General features: G+C 60.1%; 14 protein-coding genes. 4 read left to right on the forward strand and 10 right to left on the reverse strand.

Annotated features, from left to right (window positions below; translation table 11 throughout):
• The first annotated feature begins 98 nt into the window (after positions 1-98).
• Positions 99-884, forward strand: a complete 786-nt coding sequence (locus HX792_RS23455; RefSeq protein ID WP_176998325.1) for a helix-turn-helix transcriptional regulator — start codon at positions 99-101, stop codon at positions 882-884.
• A 170-nt stretch (positions 885-1,054) separates the two neighbouring features.
• On the opposite strand, the gene HX792_RS23460 is transcribed toward HX792_RS23455, so the two are convergent.
• Genes HX792_RS23460 through HX792_RS23475 form a run of 4 tightly spaced genes read right to left on the reverse strand, consistent with a single transcriptional unit; the run spans position 1,055 to position 4,827 of the window.
• Positions 1,055-2,134, reverse strand: a complete 1,080-nt coding sequence (locus tag HX792_RS23460) for a polyamine ABC transporter substrate-binding protein (protein ID WP_176998326.1) — start codon at positions 2,132-2,134, stop codon at positions 1,055-1,057.
• Between the two features lie 60 nt (positions 2,135-2,194).
• Complete coding sequence (locus HX792_RS23465) at positions 2,195-2,536, reverse strand: cupin domain-containing protein (RefSeq protein WP_176998327.1); 342 nt, start codon at positions 2,534-2,536, stop codon at positions 2,195-2,197.
• Between the two features lie 26 nt (positions 2,537-2,562).
• The gene (locus HX792_RS23470; RefSeq protein WP_176998328.1) at positions 2,563-3,969 is read right to left on the reverse strand and encodes an FAD-binding oxidoreductase; all 1,407 of its coding nucleotides are present in this window, start codon (positions 3,967-3,969) and stop codon (positions 2,563-2,565) included.
• A 48-nt stretch (positions 3,970-4,017) separates the two neighbouring features.
• Positions 4,018-4,827 carry an AraC family transcriptional regulator gene (locus tag HX792_RS23475; protein WP_176998329.1) on the reverse strand — a complete coding sequence of 270 codons (810 nt, stop codon included), beginning with the start codon at positions 4,825-4,827 and terminating at the stop codon, positions 4,018-4,020.
• A gap of 257 nt (positions 4,828-5,084) precedes the next feature.
• Here HX792_RS23475 and HX792_RS23480 point away from each other — a divergent pair, with 257 nt between their 5' ends.
• Positions 5,085-5,357 carry a DUF1652 domain-containing protein gene (locus HX792_RS23480; RefSeq protein WP_176998330.1) on the forward strand — a complete coding sequence of 91 codons (273 nt, stop codon included), beginning with the start codon at positions 5,085-5,087 and terminating at the stop codon, positions 5,355-5,357.
• A gap of 137 nt (positions 5,358-5,494) precedes the next feature.
• Here the strand turns inward: HX792_RS23480 and HX792_RS23485 are convergent, their stop codons facing one another.
• On the reverse strand, positions 5,495-7,945 hold the full coding sequence (locus HX792_RS23485; protein ID WP_176998331.1) for a UvrD-helicase domain-containing protein: 2,451 nt from the start codon (positions 7,943-7,945) through the stop codon (positions 5,495-5,497).
• Positions 7,946-8,164: 219 nt separating this feature from the next.
• Between HX792_RS23485 and HX792_RS23490 the strand changes: the two genes are divergently transcribed.
• Entirely contained in the window at positions 8,165-8,860 is a 696-nt protein-coding gene (locus HX792_RS23490) for a pirin family protein (RefSeq protein WP_176998332.1), read from the forward strand.
• 79 nt (positions 8,861-8,939) lie between these two features.
• Here HX792_RS23490 and pgm read toward each other — a convergent pair whose 3' ends face one another.
• From pgm to HX792_RS23510, 4 genes are all read right to left on the reverse strand, one after another.
• The gene (gene pgm / locus HX792_RS23495) at positions 8,940-10,583 is read right to left on the reverse strand and encodes a phosphoglucomutase (alpha-D-glucose-1,6-bisphosphate-dependent) (protein ID WP_176998333.1); all 1,644 of its coding nucleotides are present in this window, start codon (positions 10,581-10,583) and stop codon (positions 8,940-8,942) included.
• A gap of 105 nt (positions 10,584-10,688) precedes the next feature.
• The gene (locus HX792_RS23500; RefSeq protein WP_176998334.1) at positions 10,689-12,095 is read right to left on the reverse strand and encodes a PLP-dependent aminotransferase family protein; all 1,407 of its coding nucleotides are present in this window, start codon (positions 12,093-12,095) and stop codon (positions 10,689-10,691) included.
• Positions 12,092-13,528: a hypothetical protein gene (locus tag HX792_RS23505; RefSeq protein WP_176998335.1), complete on the reverse strand. Its 1,437-nt coding sequence runs from the start codon at positions 13,526-13,528 to the stop codon at positions 12,092-12,094. Before HX792_RS23505 ends, HX792_RS23500 begins: the two co-directional genes overlap by 4 nt.
• 715 nt (positions 13,529-14,243) lie before the next feature.
• The gene (locus HX792_RS23510) at positions 14,244-15,266 is read right to left on the reverse strand and encodes a zinc-dependent alcohol dehydrogenase family protein (protein WP_071483319.1); all 1,023 of its coding nucleotides are present in this window, start codon (positions 15,264-15,266) and stop codon (positions 14,244-14,246) included.
• A gap of 268 nt (positions 15,267-15,534) precedes the next feature.
• Between HX792_RS23510 and HX792_RS23515 the strand changes: the two genes are divergently transcribed.
• Complete coding sequence (locus HX792_RS23515; RefSeq protein WP_028616088.1) at positions 15,535-16,449, forward strand: LysR substrate-binding domain-containing protein; 915 nt, start codon at positions 15,535-15,537, stop codon at positions 16,447-16,449.
• Positions 16,450-16,502: 53 nt separating this feature from the next.
• Here HX792_RS23515 and HX792_RS23520 read toward each other — a convergent pair whose 3' ends face one another.
• Entirely contained in the window at positions 16,503-17,033 is a 531-nt protein-coding gene (locus HX792_RS23520) for a contact-dependent growth inhibition system immunity protein (protein ID WP_176998336.1), read from the reverse strand.

Below are 17,033 nucleotides of genomic sequence, written 5' to 3' on the forward strand. Positions count from 1 at the left end.
TTCATGTCAGCCAATTCCCCTATTGGCGTACTCCCCTTGACGCCACCCGGCAAAAGCCGAACCCTTGGCCGATCTTTGGGTTGGCGGGAGCCTGACACATGAGCCTGTTTCAAGAAGTCGGCCTGCATGCCGGGCTGGGGCGCACTGTCGCGCACATCGGCAGCGAGCGGTTCTGGAAACAGCTGGTGCTGTTGTTGCACCACTGCCTGCCGTTCGATAACGCCCTGGCGATTTTCTACCCCAGCGATGGCCCGCCCCAGGCGCTGGAGGAATACGACGCGCAACCGAGCAGCAAACCGGCGTCGATGCTGGTGTACCTCAACGGCCTGTATTTGCTCGACCCGTTTTTCCAGGCCTGTCGCGAGGGCTATGCCAGCGGCGTGTACCGCCTGGAGGAAGTCGCACCGGACCACTTTCGCCAGAGTGAGTACTTCCTCAATTACTTCCACGACAACGTGCTGGAAGACGAGGTGCAGTTCATCCTGCAACTGCCGGGTGCGGGCACCTTGTCATTGTCATTGGGCATGCAGCGGCGCTTCAGCGCGGAAGAGACCGGGCTGATGACCACGGTGGCGAACTGGGTATTGCCGTTGATGCAGCAGCATTGGCAGCAAAGCACCCAACGCCCTGCGGCGATGGACAGCCAGATCCGCGATGCATTGAGTCATTTCGGCTGTGGCGTGTTGTCGGAGCGCGAACTGGAAGTGGCGCGGCTGGTGCTGCGCGGGTTTTCGTCCAAGGCCATGGCCGAACGCCTGAATATCTCGCCGGATACGGTGAAAGTGCACCGTCGGCATTTGTACGCGAAGCTGGATATTTCGTCACAGCCGGAGCTGTTTTCGTTGTTTATCCAGTCGCTGGGGCATGACCTGGAAAACCCGTAGGCGACCACATCTCGTTACCACGCGGACCGTGGGAACGATTGGTCCACCACCTGTAGGAGCCCGGCTTGCCGGCGATGGCGATCTTGCGGGCGCTATCGCCGGCAAGCCGGGCTCCTACGGGATTTGTGTCGCCCCATTGTTTCCATGCAAGGCGCGAGAACGATTAGACCTCAGCGGCCGGTGCGGATGGTGTTCCACACCCGTGTGCGGATCCGGTCGATGTTCAGCGGCATGGCTTCCAGCGCGAACAGTTTGCCCATCATGTCCGGGCTTGGGTACACCTTAGTGTCGGCCTTGATGGCCGGGTCTACCAGGCTGTCGGCGGCAGCGTTACCGTTGGCGTAGTGCACGTAGTTGGTGATGCTGGCCATGACTTCCGGGCGCAGCAGGTAGTTCATGAAGGCGTAGCCGGCTTTTTCGTCGGGGGCGTCGGCGGGCATGGCGACCATGTCGAACCAGATCGCGGCGCCTTCCTTGGGAATGTTGTAGCCGATGTTCACGCCGTTCTTGGCTTCCTTGGCGCGGCTTTCAGCCTGCAGGATGTCGCCGGAGAAGCCCACAGCCACACAGATGTCGCCATTGGCCAGGTCAGCGGTGTACTTCGAGGAGTGGAAGTACGCCACGTACGGCCGCACTTTCATCAGCAAATCTTCGGCTTTCTTGTAGTCCTCGGCCTTCTTGCTGTGGTGCGGCAAGCCCAGGTAGTTCAACGCGGCCGGCAACAGTTCCGGGCCGTTGTCGAGGATCGCCACGCCGCATTTCTGCAGTTTGGCCATGTTCTCGGGCTTGAAGATCAGGTCCCAGGAATCCACCGGCGCGTTGTCGCCCAGTACTGCCTTGACCTTGTCGATGTTGTAGCCGATGCCGGTGCTGCCCCACAGGTAGGGGAAACCGTGGGCATTGCCCGGGTCGTTGTTTTCCAGGGCCTTGAGCAACACCGGGTTGAGGTTCTTCCAGTTGGGCAACTGGCTCTTGTCGAGTGTTTTCAGCGCGCCACCCTGGATCTGCCGGGCCATGAAGTGGTTGGACGGAAACACCACGTCATACCCGGATTTACCGGTCATCAACTTGCCGTCGAGGGTTTCGTTGCTGTCGTACACGTCGTAGGTAAAGGCGATACCGGTTTCTTTCTGGAAGTTCTTCGTGGTGTCCGGCGCGATGTAGTCCGACCAGTTGTAGATCTTCACCGTCTCGGCGGCCTGGCTGATAGAGGCCACCAACATCAAGGGCAACAGGGCAATGGCTTTCATGGTTCGATTTCCTGGCGGTTTTAGGGCTGTTTTTATGGCAGGCGATCAAGGATCAAAGCGTTACAGGATCAATACGTAGGTCTTGCGCACGGTTTCCTGGATGTCCCAGATCCCGGTGCTGTTGGCCGGCAACATCAGTGCGTCGCCGGCTTCTATGTGAACAATTTCACCGTTGTCAGGGGTGAAGGTGCAGCGGCCCTGGATAAAGTGGCAAAACTCCTGGGATTTGATCTGCCGACGCCAGACGCCCGGGGTGCATTCCCAGATGCCGGTTTCGACGCCGTCGCTGCGCTCAACGCTCAAGGTCGAGGCCACGGCGATAGGCTCGCCCAAGGGCACGGCCACCGGTGACGAGTCGGGCAAGTGGGCGTTCAGCGTGTCTTTGAATTGAGTGATGCTCATGGGTTTTTCCGTGTGAGTGAAACAACTTAATGCATGAACCCTTCCATGAACCCGGCCACGCCGGTCGCCAGCTTGCGGCGCCACGGGGCGGTGTTGGGGTTGGCCAACACCTGGTCTTCATGGACAAAACTGCGAATGATCGCGTTGTAACCCAGCCAGCGGCACGGCTCGGGCTCCCAGGCCTTGAGCGCCTCCAGGCCACGTTCGCGGATCACCCACGGCTGGTGGGTGAGCGGCGTATCCAGGCCGAGGATCAGGTCGGCCAGGGTGCGCCCACCCAGGTTGGTCGCGCCGACGCCCTCCCCGCCATAACCCCCAGACAGTGCGATGCCGGTCTTGTGGTCGCACAGCATGTGCGGTCGGAAATTGCGTGACATGCCCAGGTTGCCGCCCCACGAGTGGGTAATCCGCACCTTTTTGAGCTGTGGGAACAGTTCGCCGAACAGGTAGCGACGCAGTTCGACTTCGCTGTCGGTCAGGTCGAAGTTATGGCGCAACTTGCCGGCGAACTGATAGCCGCCACGGGCACCAAACACCAGGCGGTTGTCGGCCGAACGCTGGCCGTAGGTGACTTGGCGACTGCTTTCGCCGAACGCCTGGCCGTGGTTCAGGCCGATTTCATCCCAGGTGCTGGCGGGCAGCGGTTCGGTGGCGACGATCAGGCTCTGCACCGGTAACTGATAGCGCCCCAATGGCGGCAATGTATTGGCGTACCCCTCGACCGCCGGCACCACCCAGGCGGCGCGTACACCCGCCTTGGCGGTGCGCAGGCTGCCGGACTGCCAGTGGGTCACCGGGCTGTTTTCGTAGATCGTCACACCCATGCGCTCCACTGCCCGCGCAAGACCGCGCACCAGCTTGGCCGGGTGGATGGTCGCGACATGGGGTGCATAGATACCGCCATAGGGCTTGGCGATGCGGATCTGTTCGGCCAATTGTTGCGGGCTGAGCCAGCGATAATCGTCTTCGGTGAGGCCTTGGGCGTGGAGCTTGTCCAGGTAACGCCGCAGGCTGCCTTCCTGTTCCGGGTAGCGTGCGGCGCAGTACAGGGCGCCGCCTTTGCGGTAATCACACTCGATGCCTTCGCGGGCCAGCACTTGGGCGACTTCATCGGGAATGCCGTGCAGCAGGTCAAACGAGGCGCGGCGCTGTTGCGGGGAAAGACCGGCCAGCAGACGATCCTCACTCAGCAGGTTGCCCATCAGCCAGCCGCCGTTGCGCCCGGACGCGCCGAATCCGGCAGTCTGTGCCTCGATGATCGCAATCTTCAGTTCGGGGGCCTGACGCTTCAGGTAATAGGCGGTCCACAGCCCGGTGTAGCCGGCGCCGATAATGGCCACGTTGACGTCCAGGTCATGCTCAAGGGACGGCCGCGCCACCAGCGGGTCGTCCAACTGGTCCATCCATAAACTGATATTGCGCCATGCCGGCATGCCAAGCTCCCCTACCTCGTTTCGATAGGGGGATGCTAGAGCGCAGTGTCAGGGGCTGTCTTGCGCGCGTGCACGCAAAGAAATTTGTTTGACGTAGGCCTTGGGCGACTGGCCCGTGTGCTGGCGAAACGCGCTGTAGAACGCCGACAACGAATTGAAACCGGCTGCAAACGCCAGGTCATCGACCTTGATCGGCGGCGCGGCCTTATCCAGGGCGGCGAGCAAATGCTGGAGCCGGGCCTGGTTGACGTAGCGGTAGAAGCTTTGCCCCAGCACCTGGTTCAGCAGGTAGGAAATCTGATTGCGGCTGTAGCCACACTCCTTCGCCACCCGCTGCAGGTCCAGCTCCGGGTCCAGGTAAGGTTGCTGTTGTTGGAAATAGTGCTGCAGGTCGTTGGCCATGTGCCCCAATTGCTGGGGCGACAGGCCCAGGCGGCTGACCGTGGGGCGCATCGCTTGTGTGGGTTGCTCATGCACCAGGGACGCGTATTCATTGACCCGCCAGATCAGCCCGTCGCGCACGGTGATGGCTTCGCTGGTACGGAACGACACCAACCCTTGGCCGCCGCGCAAGGTGATGCGGTACTGGATAAACGCGGTATCGCCGTCGGCACGGATACGGTCGGTGTGCTCGATCGCCTCATCCGCGCCACGGGGCATGCTGGCTTGCAGGTACTCGCGCAACTCGGCGTAACCCACTACGCGATTCTGGAAAAAATCGTGGTACTGGATGTCCGGATGGTAGTAGGACATCACCCCATCCAGGTCGCGATGGCGCCAGCACAGGCTGTGGCGCAACACCAGGTCGCCGGTGGCTTGGGTGTTCTGGCATGCATCGTCTGGTGCGATGTCGGGCATGGAAAGCTCTGCGGCGGGTAAACCCTGGAGATTGCCGAATTTTACCGGGGCCTTCAATGGCCATTTGGCACTTCTGACTAATGGCCTTTTGCCTAGTTTTGGGTAGGACATGACCCACGTCAAAATCATGGGAAAGAACCGCCGAACGGGGCAAAAAAAGTCACCGCAGTGTTGCGAACGAATGCTACTTTGAGGGTCTTCGACGCCACGACCAGTGAAGGTCATGGCCCCCTGCCGCGAGCTAAAGGAAGCGCTCAATGAACAAGGTGGGCAACATGAACAAAGTGACGTTCCCCAACGCCTGCCAGTTGATGCGCTGGCATTTTCATCCGATGGGCTTCGAGGGGAGCATGGACGCCCCCGGCAGTATGGTTGCCCGTTTGTTCGACCGCGCCAGTGGCGAAACGCTGATCGCCATCGCCGGCATTCCCTGTGCCACCGTGATGAATGCCGCCGATGTGGAGCGCATCATTGAGGCGGTGGAGGATGAGCTGGAGTCGTTTATTCCGCCGCAGTCTTTGCGGGCGTGACTCAGTCTTATCGGATGACTAATTCCTAAATGTGGGAGCAGGCTTGCTCGCGAAGGCGGCGTGTCAGTAGATGCATTCGGTGACTGATCGACCGCCTTCGCGGGCAAGCCCGCTCCCACAGGTGGATTGCGTTCGGTTTACTGGCTGCGTTGATCGTCGAAGAAGGCTTTTTTGCCGTCGACCCGCTCCGATGCACGGGGCACATTCACGCCCTGGCCTTCCGGCTTTTCTACATACCAATAGCAGTGGCTCACTGCCCGGGTAATGCCGACGTAGGCCAGGCGCAACACTTCGTCTTTTTGCGCATTGTCGTAGGGTTCGCTGTCACCGTCCTTGCCCAGGCCTGCCATGCGGTAGACCTGGTTCTTGTATGGCGAGCTGGTGACATGCTGGCAGTCACCCAGCAGGAAAACGGCGTCCGCCTGCAGGCCCTTGGCGCTGTGATAGGTCAGTTGCTTGAGCCGGCGGGACCCGACCGGCAAGCTAGAATCCACATTAACCACAGACTGAATATGCTCTTCTATCAATGACTTATCGCTGCTTTTTCGATAGAGCATTAACACTGAATCGCCCCGTTCATAGTGCGCGAGCAACCGCCGCCCCAACGCGGCATCATCCCGCTCCAGCACGGCAACCGGTACCAATGCCCTGGGTTCGCCACTGGCCTTGGCTTTTTTGCCGGGGATCGCCGGCGCAGCCCGCACGATATGTTCGGCAGCGTCGATGATGTGCTGGTGGCTGCGGTAGTTCTCGCTCAGCATCACGCGGGTGGTACTTGGCGACGGGAATTCCTTGTTGAACTCCATGAAATACTGGGGCGAACTGCCACGCCAGCCGTAGATCGACTGCCAGTCGTCCCCCACGCACAGCAACGAAGAGCGTTGCGCCCCGCGGCCTACGTGCATGGCCGGGCCACGGCTGCGGATTTCCCGCAGGCTGGCGCGAATCCACGAGACGATCTGCGGGGACACGTCCTGGAACTCGTCAATCATCAAGTGGGACATCGGCCGTAATAGCGGGTCGCTGAGCAGCTTGAGGTTTTCCGGGGTGTTTTCACCAAACAGCGAAAACATGCGGTTATACGTCATGATCGGCGGCGACTGGTCGAGCAAGTGGTCTTCCAGGGCTTTCCAGAAAATGCTCAGCGCCTCGAAGAAGAATCGGTCGGGGTCATCCTTGGCAAAGCTCATCTGGCCGACAGCGCTGGGCACGTCCAGGCCGAGGTTCTCGATAAAGCCGGCCGCCATCACAAAACTGTCCAGCAACGGCGCCGAGGCCAGCTCGCCCTTGACCTTGTAATCAAAGCCAGGCCCTGCCGCGGCGTCACCGGCCAGGCTGCTTAACAGCCGCCTTGAAGACTCATAACTATCTAGCCATATCAAAGGCTTACGGCAGAAAGCTTGAAACAGGGTACGCTTCACCGCCCACTCTGCACGCACCGACAACTTTGAGTTGGGACGGCTGATCTGGGCGTTTTCGCGGGAATCGAAGCCTAGCACCACCCAGGCGTCCAGCTCAGGGATGTACCCGTGACAGTGGAACTGCGCACCATTGATCTCGACGGTCTGGCGGCTGGGCTCAATGCCTTTGATCGGCCAGGCGCCGGCCCTGAACCACAGGTCTTCGATCACATCGCAGAGTTCTTCATCACGCTTGGCGGCCAGTTCGGTCACCGCCATGCGCTTTTGCACGTCCGGGTGGTCGCGCTCCAGCTCCTTGAGCTGCAGGCCATGGCGCGCCAGCGGCGCAATCAGCTCGCGAAAGCGGGCATGCTGACCATGCAGCCGGTGATAACAGGCGTTCATCTGTTGGCGCTGGGCATCGCTGATGCGCAGGTCGAACGGGTTGCTGTCGGCGTCCTCGAAACCGGCGCTGAGGGTCTCAAAGGCCTGCAGTCGCTCAAAGCCCGGCAGGCTGCGCACCATGGGCAGGATCCGTGAGTGAAAGGTACGCACCACGGCTTGGGCTTCTTTCATGCCAAGGGGTTGGCCCCACAGGCTGAGAATCTCCATGAGCTTGTTGATGAAGTCCTTGCGTGATTCGCGGGTGAAGGTCACCACGGTCATCGAGCTCAGCTCAAACCCCAGGTAGTGGGTCAGCAACAGGATGCGCAGCACCAGCGAGGTGGACTTGCCGGCACCTGCGCCGGCGATCACGGACGTTGAGGGCGTGTCGCTGAAGATCATTTTCCACTGCGCGGCACTGGGCTGGGCATGGGCCGGCAGCAGACGCGCCACGTCAGCCTTGATACGCTTCTTGATCTCGGCGGTCAGCGGTAGGCGCCAGTCATCGAACAGGCTGTCGTCAACGCCGGGGGCACGGTGCTCCTCGGGGCGAAAGTCACGGATCAGCAGGACTTGGCGCCCTTCCTCGATGCCGTCGGCCTTGCCTTCGCGGTAACCGTATTCCACACCGGCTTCGTGCCCACTGCGGAACCCATCGGCCTGCCCGTGCAGCCACGAAAAGCGGTGCTGCGCCCTCAAGCGCGTCAGGCCATGGCCAAACAGGCGCGCGGCCAGCCGCTTGAACAGGGGCATTTCGGCCAGAGGGCGCAGTTCAGGGGGCAGATCAGGCTGTTGTTGCGGCACGCGGACTCCTGCGATGAGCTTGGTTTTGAAGAGTGCGCCATGGTCGCCGGAAACTGCGCACAGTTCCAGCCAATTGCTTTGCTGTCATGAGGTTAGGCGATGAAGTGAAAGTCAAAGCGCCAGTAATCAATCGAGAGAACCGATAGGAACACGGAAGTTTTTACGCTTTTTATCGATCTTGGGCTGTTGGATCATAGATGCCATCAACTGGAGACGATCATGCTTGAACTGCGACCTTTCAACTCCCTGGGCGGCGCCCGCCATGGCTGGCTTGACGCCCATCACCATTTTTCGTTCGCCGAATACCATGACCCCAAGCGTATGCACTGGGGCAACCTGCGGGTGTGGAACGACGACATCATTGCTCCTGGCACCGGCTTCCCGCAGCATCCGCACCGCGACATGGAAATCATCACCTATGTGCGTAAAGGCGCGATCAGCCATGCGGACAACCTGGGCAACACAGGCCGCACCGAGGCCGGCGACGTACAGGTGATGAGCGCGGGCACCGGCATTGCCCACAGCGAGTACAACCTGGAGGCCACGCCGACAGAGATTTTTCAGATCTGGATCACCCCGAATGAAGCCGGCCTGCCGCCTTCCTGGGGTGCCAAGCCGTTTCCAAAGGGTGATCGCGAGGGCTTTGTAACATTGGCCAGCGGCAAATCCGGGGACAGCGAAAGCCTGCGCATACGTGCGGATGCACGGCTGGTAGCGGCCAACTTGAAGGCTGGGGAAAGTGCCGAGTATGCGCTGGACGCAGGGCGTCGTGCGTATCTGGTGCCCGCGACGGGCGTGATTGAAGTCAATGGCTTGCGTGCAGAAGCTCGAGACGGGGTTGCAGCAGAGGATGAGCGCGTATTGCGGGTGACGGCGATTAAGGACAGTGAGATCGTGTTGGTCGATCTCGCCTGACACTTGTAGGAGCCGGCTTGCCGGCGATAGCGATCTTGCGACCGCCATCGCCAGCAAGCCGGCTCCTACACAGGATTATTTATTGGCTGATGGCCCCATCTACCAACACCTGCGCCTCTTCCACCAGTTGCTTGAGGTGGTCTTCGCCAATAAAGCTCTCGGCATAGATCTTGTAGATGTCCTCGGTGCCCGATGGCCTTGCGGCAAACCAGCCGTTTTCGGTCATCACTTTCAAGCCGCCGATCGCCTGGTTGTTGCCCGGCGCGTGGCTGAGGATCTGCTGGATGCTTTCCCCGGCCAATTGCGTGGAGGTGACCTGCTCTGGCGACAGCTTGCCCAGCAGGGCCTTCTGCGCCGGTGTTGCCTTGGCATCCACACGAATGGCGAACGGCTCACCCAGGGCGTCGGTCAGGCCACGGTAGATCTGGCTCGGGTCCTGGCCTTTGCGCGAGGTCATCTCCGCCGCCAACAGCGCAGGAATCAGGCCGTCCTTGTCGGTGCTCCACACGGTGCCGTCCTTGCGCAGGAACGAAGCGCCAGCGCTTTCTTCACCGCCAAAGCCCAGCGAGCCTTCAAACAGGCCGTCGGCAAACCATTTGAAGCCCACCGGCACCTCGTACAGGCGACGACCAATGCGTGCGGCCACGCGGTCGATCAGGCCGCTGCTGACCACCGTCTTGCCCACGGCGGCGTCAGTGCGCCAGTCAGGACGGTTCTGGAACAGATAGTCGATGGACACGGCCAGGTAGTTGTTCGGCGCCAACAGGCCACCGGACGGGGTCACGATGCCATGGCGGTCGTGGTCCGGGTCGCAGGCGAAGGCCACGTCAAAGCGTTCTTTCAGGCCGATCAAGCCCTGCATGGCGTAGCTGGAGGACGGGTCCATACGGATCTGGCCATCCCAGTCGACGCTCATGAAGCGGAACGTCGAATCGACTTCAGTGTTCACCACGTCCAGGTTCAAGCGGTAGTGCTCGGCAATCGCCGACCAGTAGCGCACCCCTGCTCCGCCCAGTGGGTCTACGCCCAGGCGCAGGTCGGCACTGCGGATCGCGTCCATGTCGATCACGTTGACCAGATCGGCGACATAGCTGTTGAGGTAGTCGTGACGATGGGTGGTGTCGGCCTTGAGCGCCTGCGCGTGGGTGATGCGCTTGACCCCGGCGAGCTTGTTGGCCAGCAATTCGTTGGCCTTGGCTTCGATCCACTTGGTGACGTGGGTGTCGGCCGGGCCGCCATTGGGCGGGTTGTACTTGTAGCCGCCACTTTGCGGCGGGTTGTGCGACGGCGTGATCACGATGCCGTCCGCCAGGCCGGTAGTGCGGCCACGGTTGTAGCAGATGATGGCGTGGGAAATGGCCGGAGTCGGCGTGTATTCATCGCCCTCGGCCAGCATCACGTGCACACCGTTGGCAGCCAGCACTTCCAGGGCGCTGGCACCGGCAGGCGTGGACAGCGCGTGGGTGTCCAGGCCGACAAACAGCGGGCCGTTGATGCCTTGGGCTTCGCGGTACAGGCAGATGGCCTGGCTGATGGCAAGGACGTGCCATTCGTTGAAGCTCAGCTCGAACGAGCTGCCACGGTGCCCGGACGTGCCAAAGGCCACGCGCTGGGTGGAGATCGCTGCATCAGGCTGGCCCGTGTAATAGGCCGTGACCAGTCGCGGGATATCCACCAGCAACTGGGCTGGCGCCGGCTTGCCCGCAAAAGGACTGATTGTCATGCATAAACCTCAAGAAGAAGGATTCGGAAAAAGTGACAGTTTACTGAGAGTTGGACTACCGCGCGACGGTATCGATCCTACATCAATAAGAGAAATTTCACGCGCTCAACCCACCTGAGCCTGGCGCAGGGCATCGCTCAGGGCAACCAAGGCCATGTCCAGGTTGGGATGCCCCTGAAAGGTATGGCTGATGCGCAGTTGCTGGTGATGCAGGCCCGAAAGGCTGAACAGCTCGCCGGGCACCACCACGATTTGCTGGGCGAGCATGGACTGGAACACTTGGCGCATGTCCACGGCCTGGGTCGCACCCAACCAGAATGTGGCCCCGCCCGCTGGCATTCGATAGGTCACTTGCTGCCCGAGGTGCTCGTCCAGTCGCTGGCTGACCGCCCCGGCCTGCTCGCGCAGCAAATGGCGCAGGTTGCGCAAATGCTGGTCGATTCGCCCGCTGTGATAAAGGCGAGCGATCGCACGCTGGCGAATGGAGGACAACCGGAACCCGCGAAACAGGAACTGGCGCTGCAATTCACTGCTCATGCACCGGGACAGCAGGTATCCGTATGGCGCTTCTGGGCCGAGTATCTTCTCGAACGAGGAAAATACAATCAGCCGCTCCGGGTTGACCAGGTCACGCAACGCGCTCTGGGTCGACTTGAAGCTCAACTCACCGCACGTATCGTTCTCCAGCAACCAACAACCATATTGATCCAGTAACTGTGCCACCTCCAGACGGTCACGGGGTTGCAATACGCCGCCCGATGGCAGGCTGACGGAGGACGACAGCAGCACCAGTTGCACGGGCTCATCGCGCAGCAGCCCTTCGAGCAGTGCCAGGTCGAGGCGCCCATCGGTGGCCCAAGGCAACTCGATGATACGCACCCCGGCATCTTGCAGGAGTCGCAGGATCAACCAGTCACACGGCGACTCGACAATCACCGTGGCGCCTCGCAACCTCAAGGTCTCGACCAGAATATCCAGCACACTTCGAAGATCGGCACCGATGTAAACGTCGTCGGCGTGCCAGCAGCGAATGGGCGAGGTGGTGTAGCGGGCCGCCAGTGCCGCTCGTAACTCCCACACGCCACAAGGCTGGGACCAGGGCTGCAACTCGCGCGGGTACTGGCGCACCAGTTCGCGTTCCAATCGCAGCAAGGTCGCATCCAGGGATGCCAGCAAGGTGGGCTCGTCGCCACTGAGCACCACCATGCCTGGACGGCGGGCCGCGATGTAGAGCCTTTCGAGCAGGTCGCCTCCGGAACACGGCGCCGGGCTGCCTGCCAGTGGCCAGGCGTAGTAGCCCGATTTGGCCACCGAATAGACCCGCCCTTCTTTTTCAAGCAGCGAATACGCATATTGAATGGTCGAAATCGACACATTCAGGCGCCCGGACAACTGCCGCAACGACGGCAGTTTCACCCGTGTATCCGTGCTGACCTCGTTGATCAGATTGATCATGTAGCGGTAGACCGCCTGATAGGCGAAATCGGTCTGCCGCGTGCCTCGCAGCATCATCGTCCGGACAGCTGAAAGGCCTGCGCATCGTATGCTGGCGTCGGGTGCGCCTGGCGAGGGCTACTTGTGGAACGGCCCGCGGCAAGGGGCAACGGGCGCTTGCGGTAAAGGTGCTGAAGCAGGTTCAGCGGCAATCCACTGGTGTCGATGACCCATTGCTGCAGCATGTCGGCAGCCGGCTTGCCTTGGAGCACCTTGTGCAATTCTGGCAACGCCACCAGCATGCCTGGGTGGCACTGGCGCAAATAGCCTTCCAGGCGTTCGCCATGATGGATAAACGGCGAGCACAACAGGCAGATCAACTGCCCCTCCTCCACGCCAAAAAACTGCAGGGCGTAGGCAGAAGACATCAGCCGGCCCTCCCGTGTCGCAGCTTGAGCCAGCAGCTCTTCCGGGATCTGCCGTTGACGCATGGCGTTCGCCGCTTGAATGACGAAGCCTTCAGCACCCGCCTCATAGTCCAAGTCCCTCAGGCATTCGGCCTGCAAGCCGCGCAGATGGGCCATCAACAAGGGATTGGCATACGTCGGATTACTGAAATGAAAGCCCAGGGGGTCGACAACGTAAGCCATGAACTCAGTGAGCAACGTACTTCCCGGCTGGGCGATATCCTCCAGCAAGTCAGCAATGCCGATGTAGGCCAGATGACGATGCCCACCCTTTGCGGCGTCCTCTCGCTCGACATAGTGCTCGCCGTACAACTCGCGGTAATACCCCTGGCTCCATTCATCCATGCGCGCATACAGCCCATTGAGCGATGCGGGCGGGCTCCTGGGGATCGTGAGGCCTGCGCCTTGTGCGGACTTTTTCAGCCAAGCGAGAAATTGGCTTTGCTTGCGTACGGAATCACCGCTGACCACGGCGTGTACGCCCCCGTTCCAGCTGGTCACGCGCTGATAAAAGTCGCCCAAGGCCAGGTACGTGTCATTGCACAACGTTGCGCGGATATCCCCGGAAGTCAGGTGCCCTACCATCAGCCGGTTACGCTGGCTGGTTTCGCGTCCGGGCGCCGATGCAGGACGCAGGTGGTTGAAAGGCAGCACTTCCCCATGATCCACCATCAGCAGTTCGACCCTGGGATCGTCATGGAAAAATAGCCGGCCGTAACCCCGATGAAGAGTGTCGAGGGTGTCCTGAGTCATACCGGCATGGCGTAACGTGGCGACCCGCAGATGAAACGTCCTGGGCGCACGCCCGGCGATAGTCAATTGTGCGGCGCGCAATAGCGCCAGGGTGTAGCTGCTGACTTCGCCGCCGCCATGGGCGACCAGCACCTTGTAGTCGCCCACTTGTTCCATGCCACCGGCGGCCACGACGATACGCTGGATCAACAATTGAAGTGCCGTACGTTCCGCGCGGCTGAAATGCCCGATCAAACGTTGAAGAACTTGTTGATAAACATACGTCATGGCCTGTTCGTGAATAGCGCTCATTGTTCTAATACCTGAATTTAAATATAAGTTACGAGCCACTGAACAATCGTGTTCGCTCGACCTATTGCGTTTTTTGAATGCCGCTCGCCATAAAGTGCCTGGGTAAAAAGACACTAGCACCCTGTAACAACAACGCATGGACTGCGTGCTGCCCCTATCATGGAAGCCTGCTGCGGCAAAGGCGCTGCGCAGGCGGCCTATCGACGGCCCGCAGCGGCACGCCTAGGAGGTTTCCGACAACCTCCTACTCCCCTAAAACCAGAACTAAAAGAACTTTCCCACAAATAAATCACGCCGACCTTTTCTCTTCGCGCGCTTATAAGTTGAGATCCGCCGTGGAAATACCCGCTTCCCCGGGCCCGTAGAAATGCCGAACTGTTAGTTGCAGGAGGCACCTGCACTACAAGCATGGTTTCATTCATTACTCAGTCCTTGAGATGAAAGTGACAGCACAATTATCAAGGTTGCAATTATGATTAACAGACACAGAACCTGATCGAAAACCAGTTCAGATTGACAACAGGCAACGTGCGTAAAACGCACAGACAAAGACGCCGCACTGGAATTCAGGGCGGCGTCAGGGGGAAAGGTATCGTTTACAGGAGACTGCCGTGGCTGCGCACCTCATGCATTACGCAGCTTAAGCCTCCTCAAATGGCGTATTTGCCCCATACGCCCGGGGATTGAAATACTCGTTTAAGAATATTCCTACGCTTCAAACAGCTTCAACCTGCAACGCGACTCGCTCACGGCACGGGCATTCATCCATGTAGCGGTGCGCTTCCACGAACTGGTTGAACGGAAACACCGTGGTTTTCAGCGGCACCAGCACACGGTCAGCGGTCAATTGGTTGATATCGCGCAAGGCCCGTTGCAGGGCAACCTGATCCTGGATGATGCCCAACTCCGGTTTGCCGGTGAAATTGCCGATGCAGTGCACAAAGAACTGAATGTTCTTCTGGAACGCTGCGCATGCCGGGAATGGCGTCTGGTTGCCACCCTGCAGGCCATACAGCACCAGGCTGCCACGCGGGGCCAACACATCACCCAGCAACGACATCTGCGGGCCGCCCAGGCCATCGAACACCACGTCGACACCGCGATTGTCGGTGAACTTGTTGATTTGCATCAGCAAGTCCTGCTCTTCGGTCACGATGACCTTTTCTGCGCCCAACGACAGCAGGTATTCGCGCTCAGCGCTGTCTTTGGTCGCGGCAATCACCCGCACACCCAGGGCCTTGCCCAGTTGTACGAACGATGGGCCGGCGCAATGGCTGGCGTCGGTCACCAGGGCAAACTGGCCGGGCTTGACCCGCGCCAGGTCCACGTAGGCAAAGTAGGCAATCAGCAGCGGCGTGTAGTGCACGCTGGCTTCAATCGGGCTCAACACATCCGGGTAACGGGTCAGGGCCGAGCGTGGCAGAACAATCTGCTCGCCATACACCGGGTAATCATTGGGGCTCTCGGCCGGAAAACTGGCCACTTTATCGCCCACTGCCAAGTCATCCACGCCATCGCCCAGGGCAACTACAACCCCGGCCATCTCATGGCCAAGCCCTGAAGGCAGGCGCGCATGGGAAGACGCCAGGTTCTGGCGCCAGAGAATGTCGTACCAGCTGATGCCAATCGCGTCGACACGCACCTGCACTTCGCCCGGTGCGGGCTGCGCGGCTACATGCTCTTCGCACTTGAGCACCTCGGCCGGACCAAACTTGTGAAAACGGATCGTGCGGGACATCGCAAACCTCGTCAAAGTAACCTCTAATGCCATGAACTCTATCTGGGCTTTCCGGGTAAGACCACCGGTCGCCGTTAATAGTCGACATGCCTGTCATTGATTCCGCAACTGAGGAATAGACCTCAACAATCGTAGGAAAACTCAATTAGCCGGTGCAGAGTACCAGTCTTTACCCGTAAGATTCATGCCGGTCATGCTTCTAAATGGAATCTGAAGGGTTCCAGGATGGCCGCTCACGTCAAGTTTGCTGACTCTTCCAGGACACAAGATGAACCGTAACGACCTGCGTCGTGTCGACCTTAACCTCTTGATCGTATTCGAAACCTTGATGCATGAGCGCAGTGTGACCCGCGCTGCCGAGAAACTCTTCCTCGGCCAGCCGGCCATCAGCGCGGCCTTGTCGCGCCTGCGCGGGCTGTTCGATGACCCACTGTTTGTACGCACCGGCCGCAGCATGGAGCCCTCGGCCCGCGCTGTGGAAATCTTCGCCCTGCTCTCCCCGGCCCTGGACTCGATCTCCACCGCCGTCAGCCGCGCTGCCGAGTTCGACCCGGCCACCAGCACCGCGGTATTCCGCATCGGCCTGTCCGACGACGTCGAATTCGCCCTGCTGCCCCAACTGCTCAAGCGCCTGCGCGCAGAAGCCCCGGGCATCGTGCTGGTAGTGCGCCGCGTCAACTACATCCTCATGCCCGGCCTGCTGGCCTCGGGCGAAATCTCCATCGGCGTCAGCTACACCGCCGACCTGCCGGCCAACGCCAAACGCAAAGTCCTGCGCCGCAGCCTGCCCAAACTGCTGCGCGCCGACAGCGTGCCAGGCTCCCTGAGCCTGGACGACTTCTGCGCCCGCCCCCACGCACTGGTCTCGTTTGCTGGCGACCTGAGTGGTTTTATTGACGAAGAACTCGAAAAACTCGACCGCAAGCGTCACGTGGTGTTGGCTGTGCCGCAATTCAACGGGCTGGGGACGTTGTTGGCGGGCACCGATATTTTGGCGACTGTGCCGGACTATGCAGCCGAGGCGTTGACATCGGCGGGCGGGTTGCGCGCGGAAGATCCGCCGTTGCCGGTGCGCAGCTTTGAGCTGCACATGGCGTGGCGTGGGTCGCAGGATAATGACCCGGGGGAAAGATGGTTGCGGTCGCGGATACAGATGTTTTTTGGGGATCCGGACAGTCTCTAGGCGTCGTCGCAGAAGCTGCTCCACTGACCGCCAACGACGTCAGTGGAGCCACATCACGTACACCGGGTAAATGCCAAACGCAAGGCCGCACCGATATCAGCAGGTCGGCTCTCAAATGGAACAGTGACGTACAGGCTTTCACTGATCCCCTTACCGCTCCACAACTCCAGTTTTTCATGATGACTCGGACGAATGGTTATCTGCCCTTCCCTACTCTCGATACTGCACTTTTTCATATCTTTGAATAGTGCACGCTGCGTCTTGTAGCCAAAGCGCTCCAATATACTGCCCACCCACTGCTTATACCGTTGAAGGGTCAAAGTGTTGTCGTAGAGATCCCGATCAAACGTGGCTTCAGGGTGAATCCAGACATCCTTGCGCGGCTCGGCAAGCACAAAGCGGCTATGAGCCAATGCATCCAATATGGCCTCACCCAGTGCCTGATCACTGACATCCGGACTGGCGTAATGCTCGACCCCCAGCGGGTCAGCTCGGCTGGATCGATAGCCGGAGTAAGTCTTGACATACACAAGCTCGTTGTTGATGCCTGCATCCGCCCAGGCTGTTTTCACAACATCATTCAT

Origin of the sequence: Pseudomonas sp. B6002 (assembly GCF_013385985.1) — a bacterium.
Taxonomy (GTDB): Bacteria; Pseudomonadota; Gammaproteobacteria; order Pseudomonadales; family Pseudomonadaceae; genus Aquipseudomonas.

What these genes read in the sequence shown, in the direction of transcription:
- HX792_RS23455 (WP_176998325.1), top strand. Translation starts at nt 99, where the DNA reads ATGAGCCTGTTTCAAGAAGTCGGCCTGCATGCCGGGCTGGGGCGCACT.
- HX792_RS23460 (WP_176998326.1), bottom strand. Translation starts at nt 2,134, where the DNA reads ATGAAAGCCATTGCCCTGTTGCCCTTGATGTTGGTGGCCTCTATCAGC.
- HX792_RS23465 (WP_176998327.1), bottom strand. Translation starts at nt 2,536, where the DNA reads ATGAGCATCACTCAATTCAAAGACACGCTGAACGCCCACTTGCCCGAC.
- HX792_RS23470 (WP_176998328.1), bottom strand. Translation starts at nt 3,969, where the DNA reads ATGCCGGCATGGCGCAATATCAGTTTATGGATGGACCAGTTGGACGAC.
- HX792_RS23475 (WP_176998329.1), bottom strand. Translation starts at nt 4,827, where the DNA reads ATGCCCGACATCGCACCAGACGATGCATGCCAGAACACCCAAGCCACC.
- HX792_RS23480 (WP_176998330.1), top strand. Translation starts at nt 5,085, where the DNA reads ATGAACAAGGTGGGCAACATGAACAAAGTGACGTTCCCCAACGCCTGC.
- HX792_RS23490 (WP_176998332.1), top strand. Translation starts at nt 8,165, where the DNA reads ATGCTTGAACTGCGACCTTTCAACTCCCTGGGCGGCGCCCGCCATGGC.
- pgm (WP_176998333.1), bottom strand. Translation starts at nt 10,583, where the DNA reads ATGACAATCAGTCCTTTTGCGGGCAAGCCGGCGCCAGCCCAGTTGCTG.
- HX792_RS23500 (WP_176998334.1), bottom strand. Translation starts at nt 12,095, where the DNA reads ATGATGCTGCGAGGCACGCGGCAGACCGATTTCGCCTATCAGGCGGTC.
- HX792_RS23505 (WP_176998335.1), bottom strand. Translation starts at nt 13,528, where the DNA reads ATGAGCGCTATTCACGAACAGGCCATGACGTATGTTTATCAACAAGTT.
- HX792_RS23510 (WP_071483319.1), bottom strand. Translation starts at nt 15,266, where the DNA reads ATGTCCCGCACGATCCGTTTTCACAAGTTTGGTCCGGCCGAGGTGCTC.
- HX792_RS23515 (WP_028616088.1), top strand. Translation starts at nt 15,535, where the DNA reads ATGAACCGTAACGACCTGCGTCGTGTCGACCTTAACCTCTTGATCGTA.
- HX792_RS23520 (WP_176998336.1), bottom strand. Translation starts at nt 17,033, where the DNA reads ATGAATGATGTTGTGAAAACAGCCTGGGCGGATGCAGGCATCAACAAC.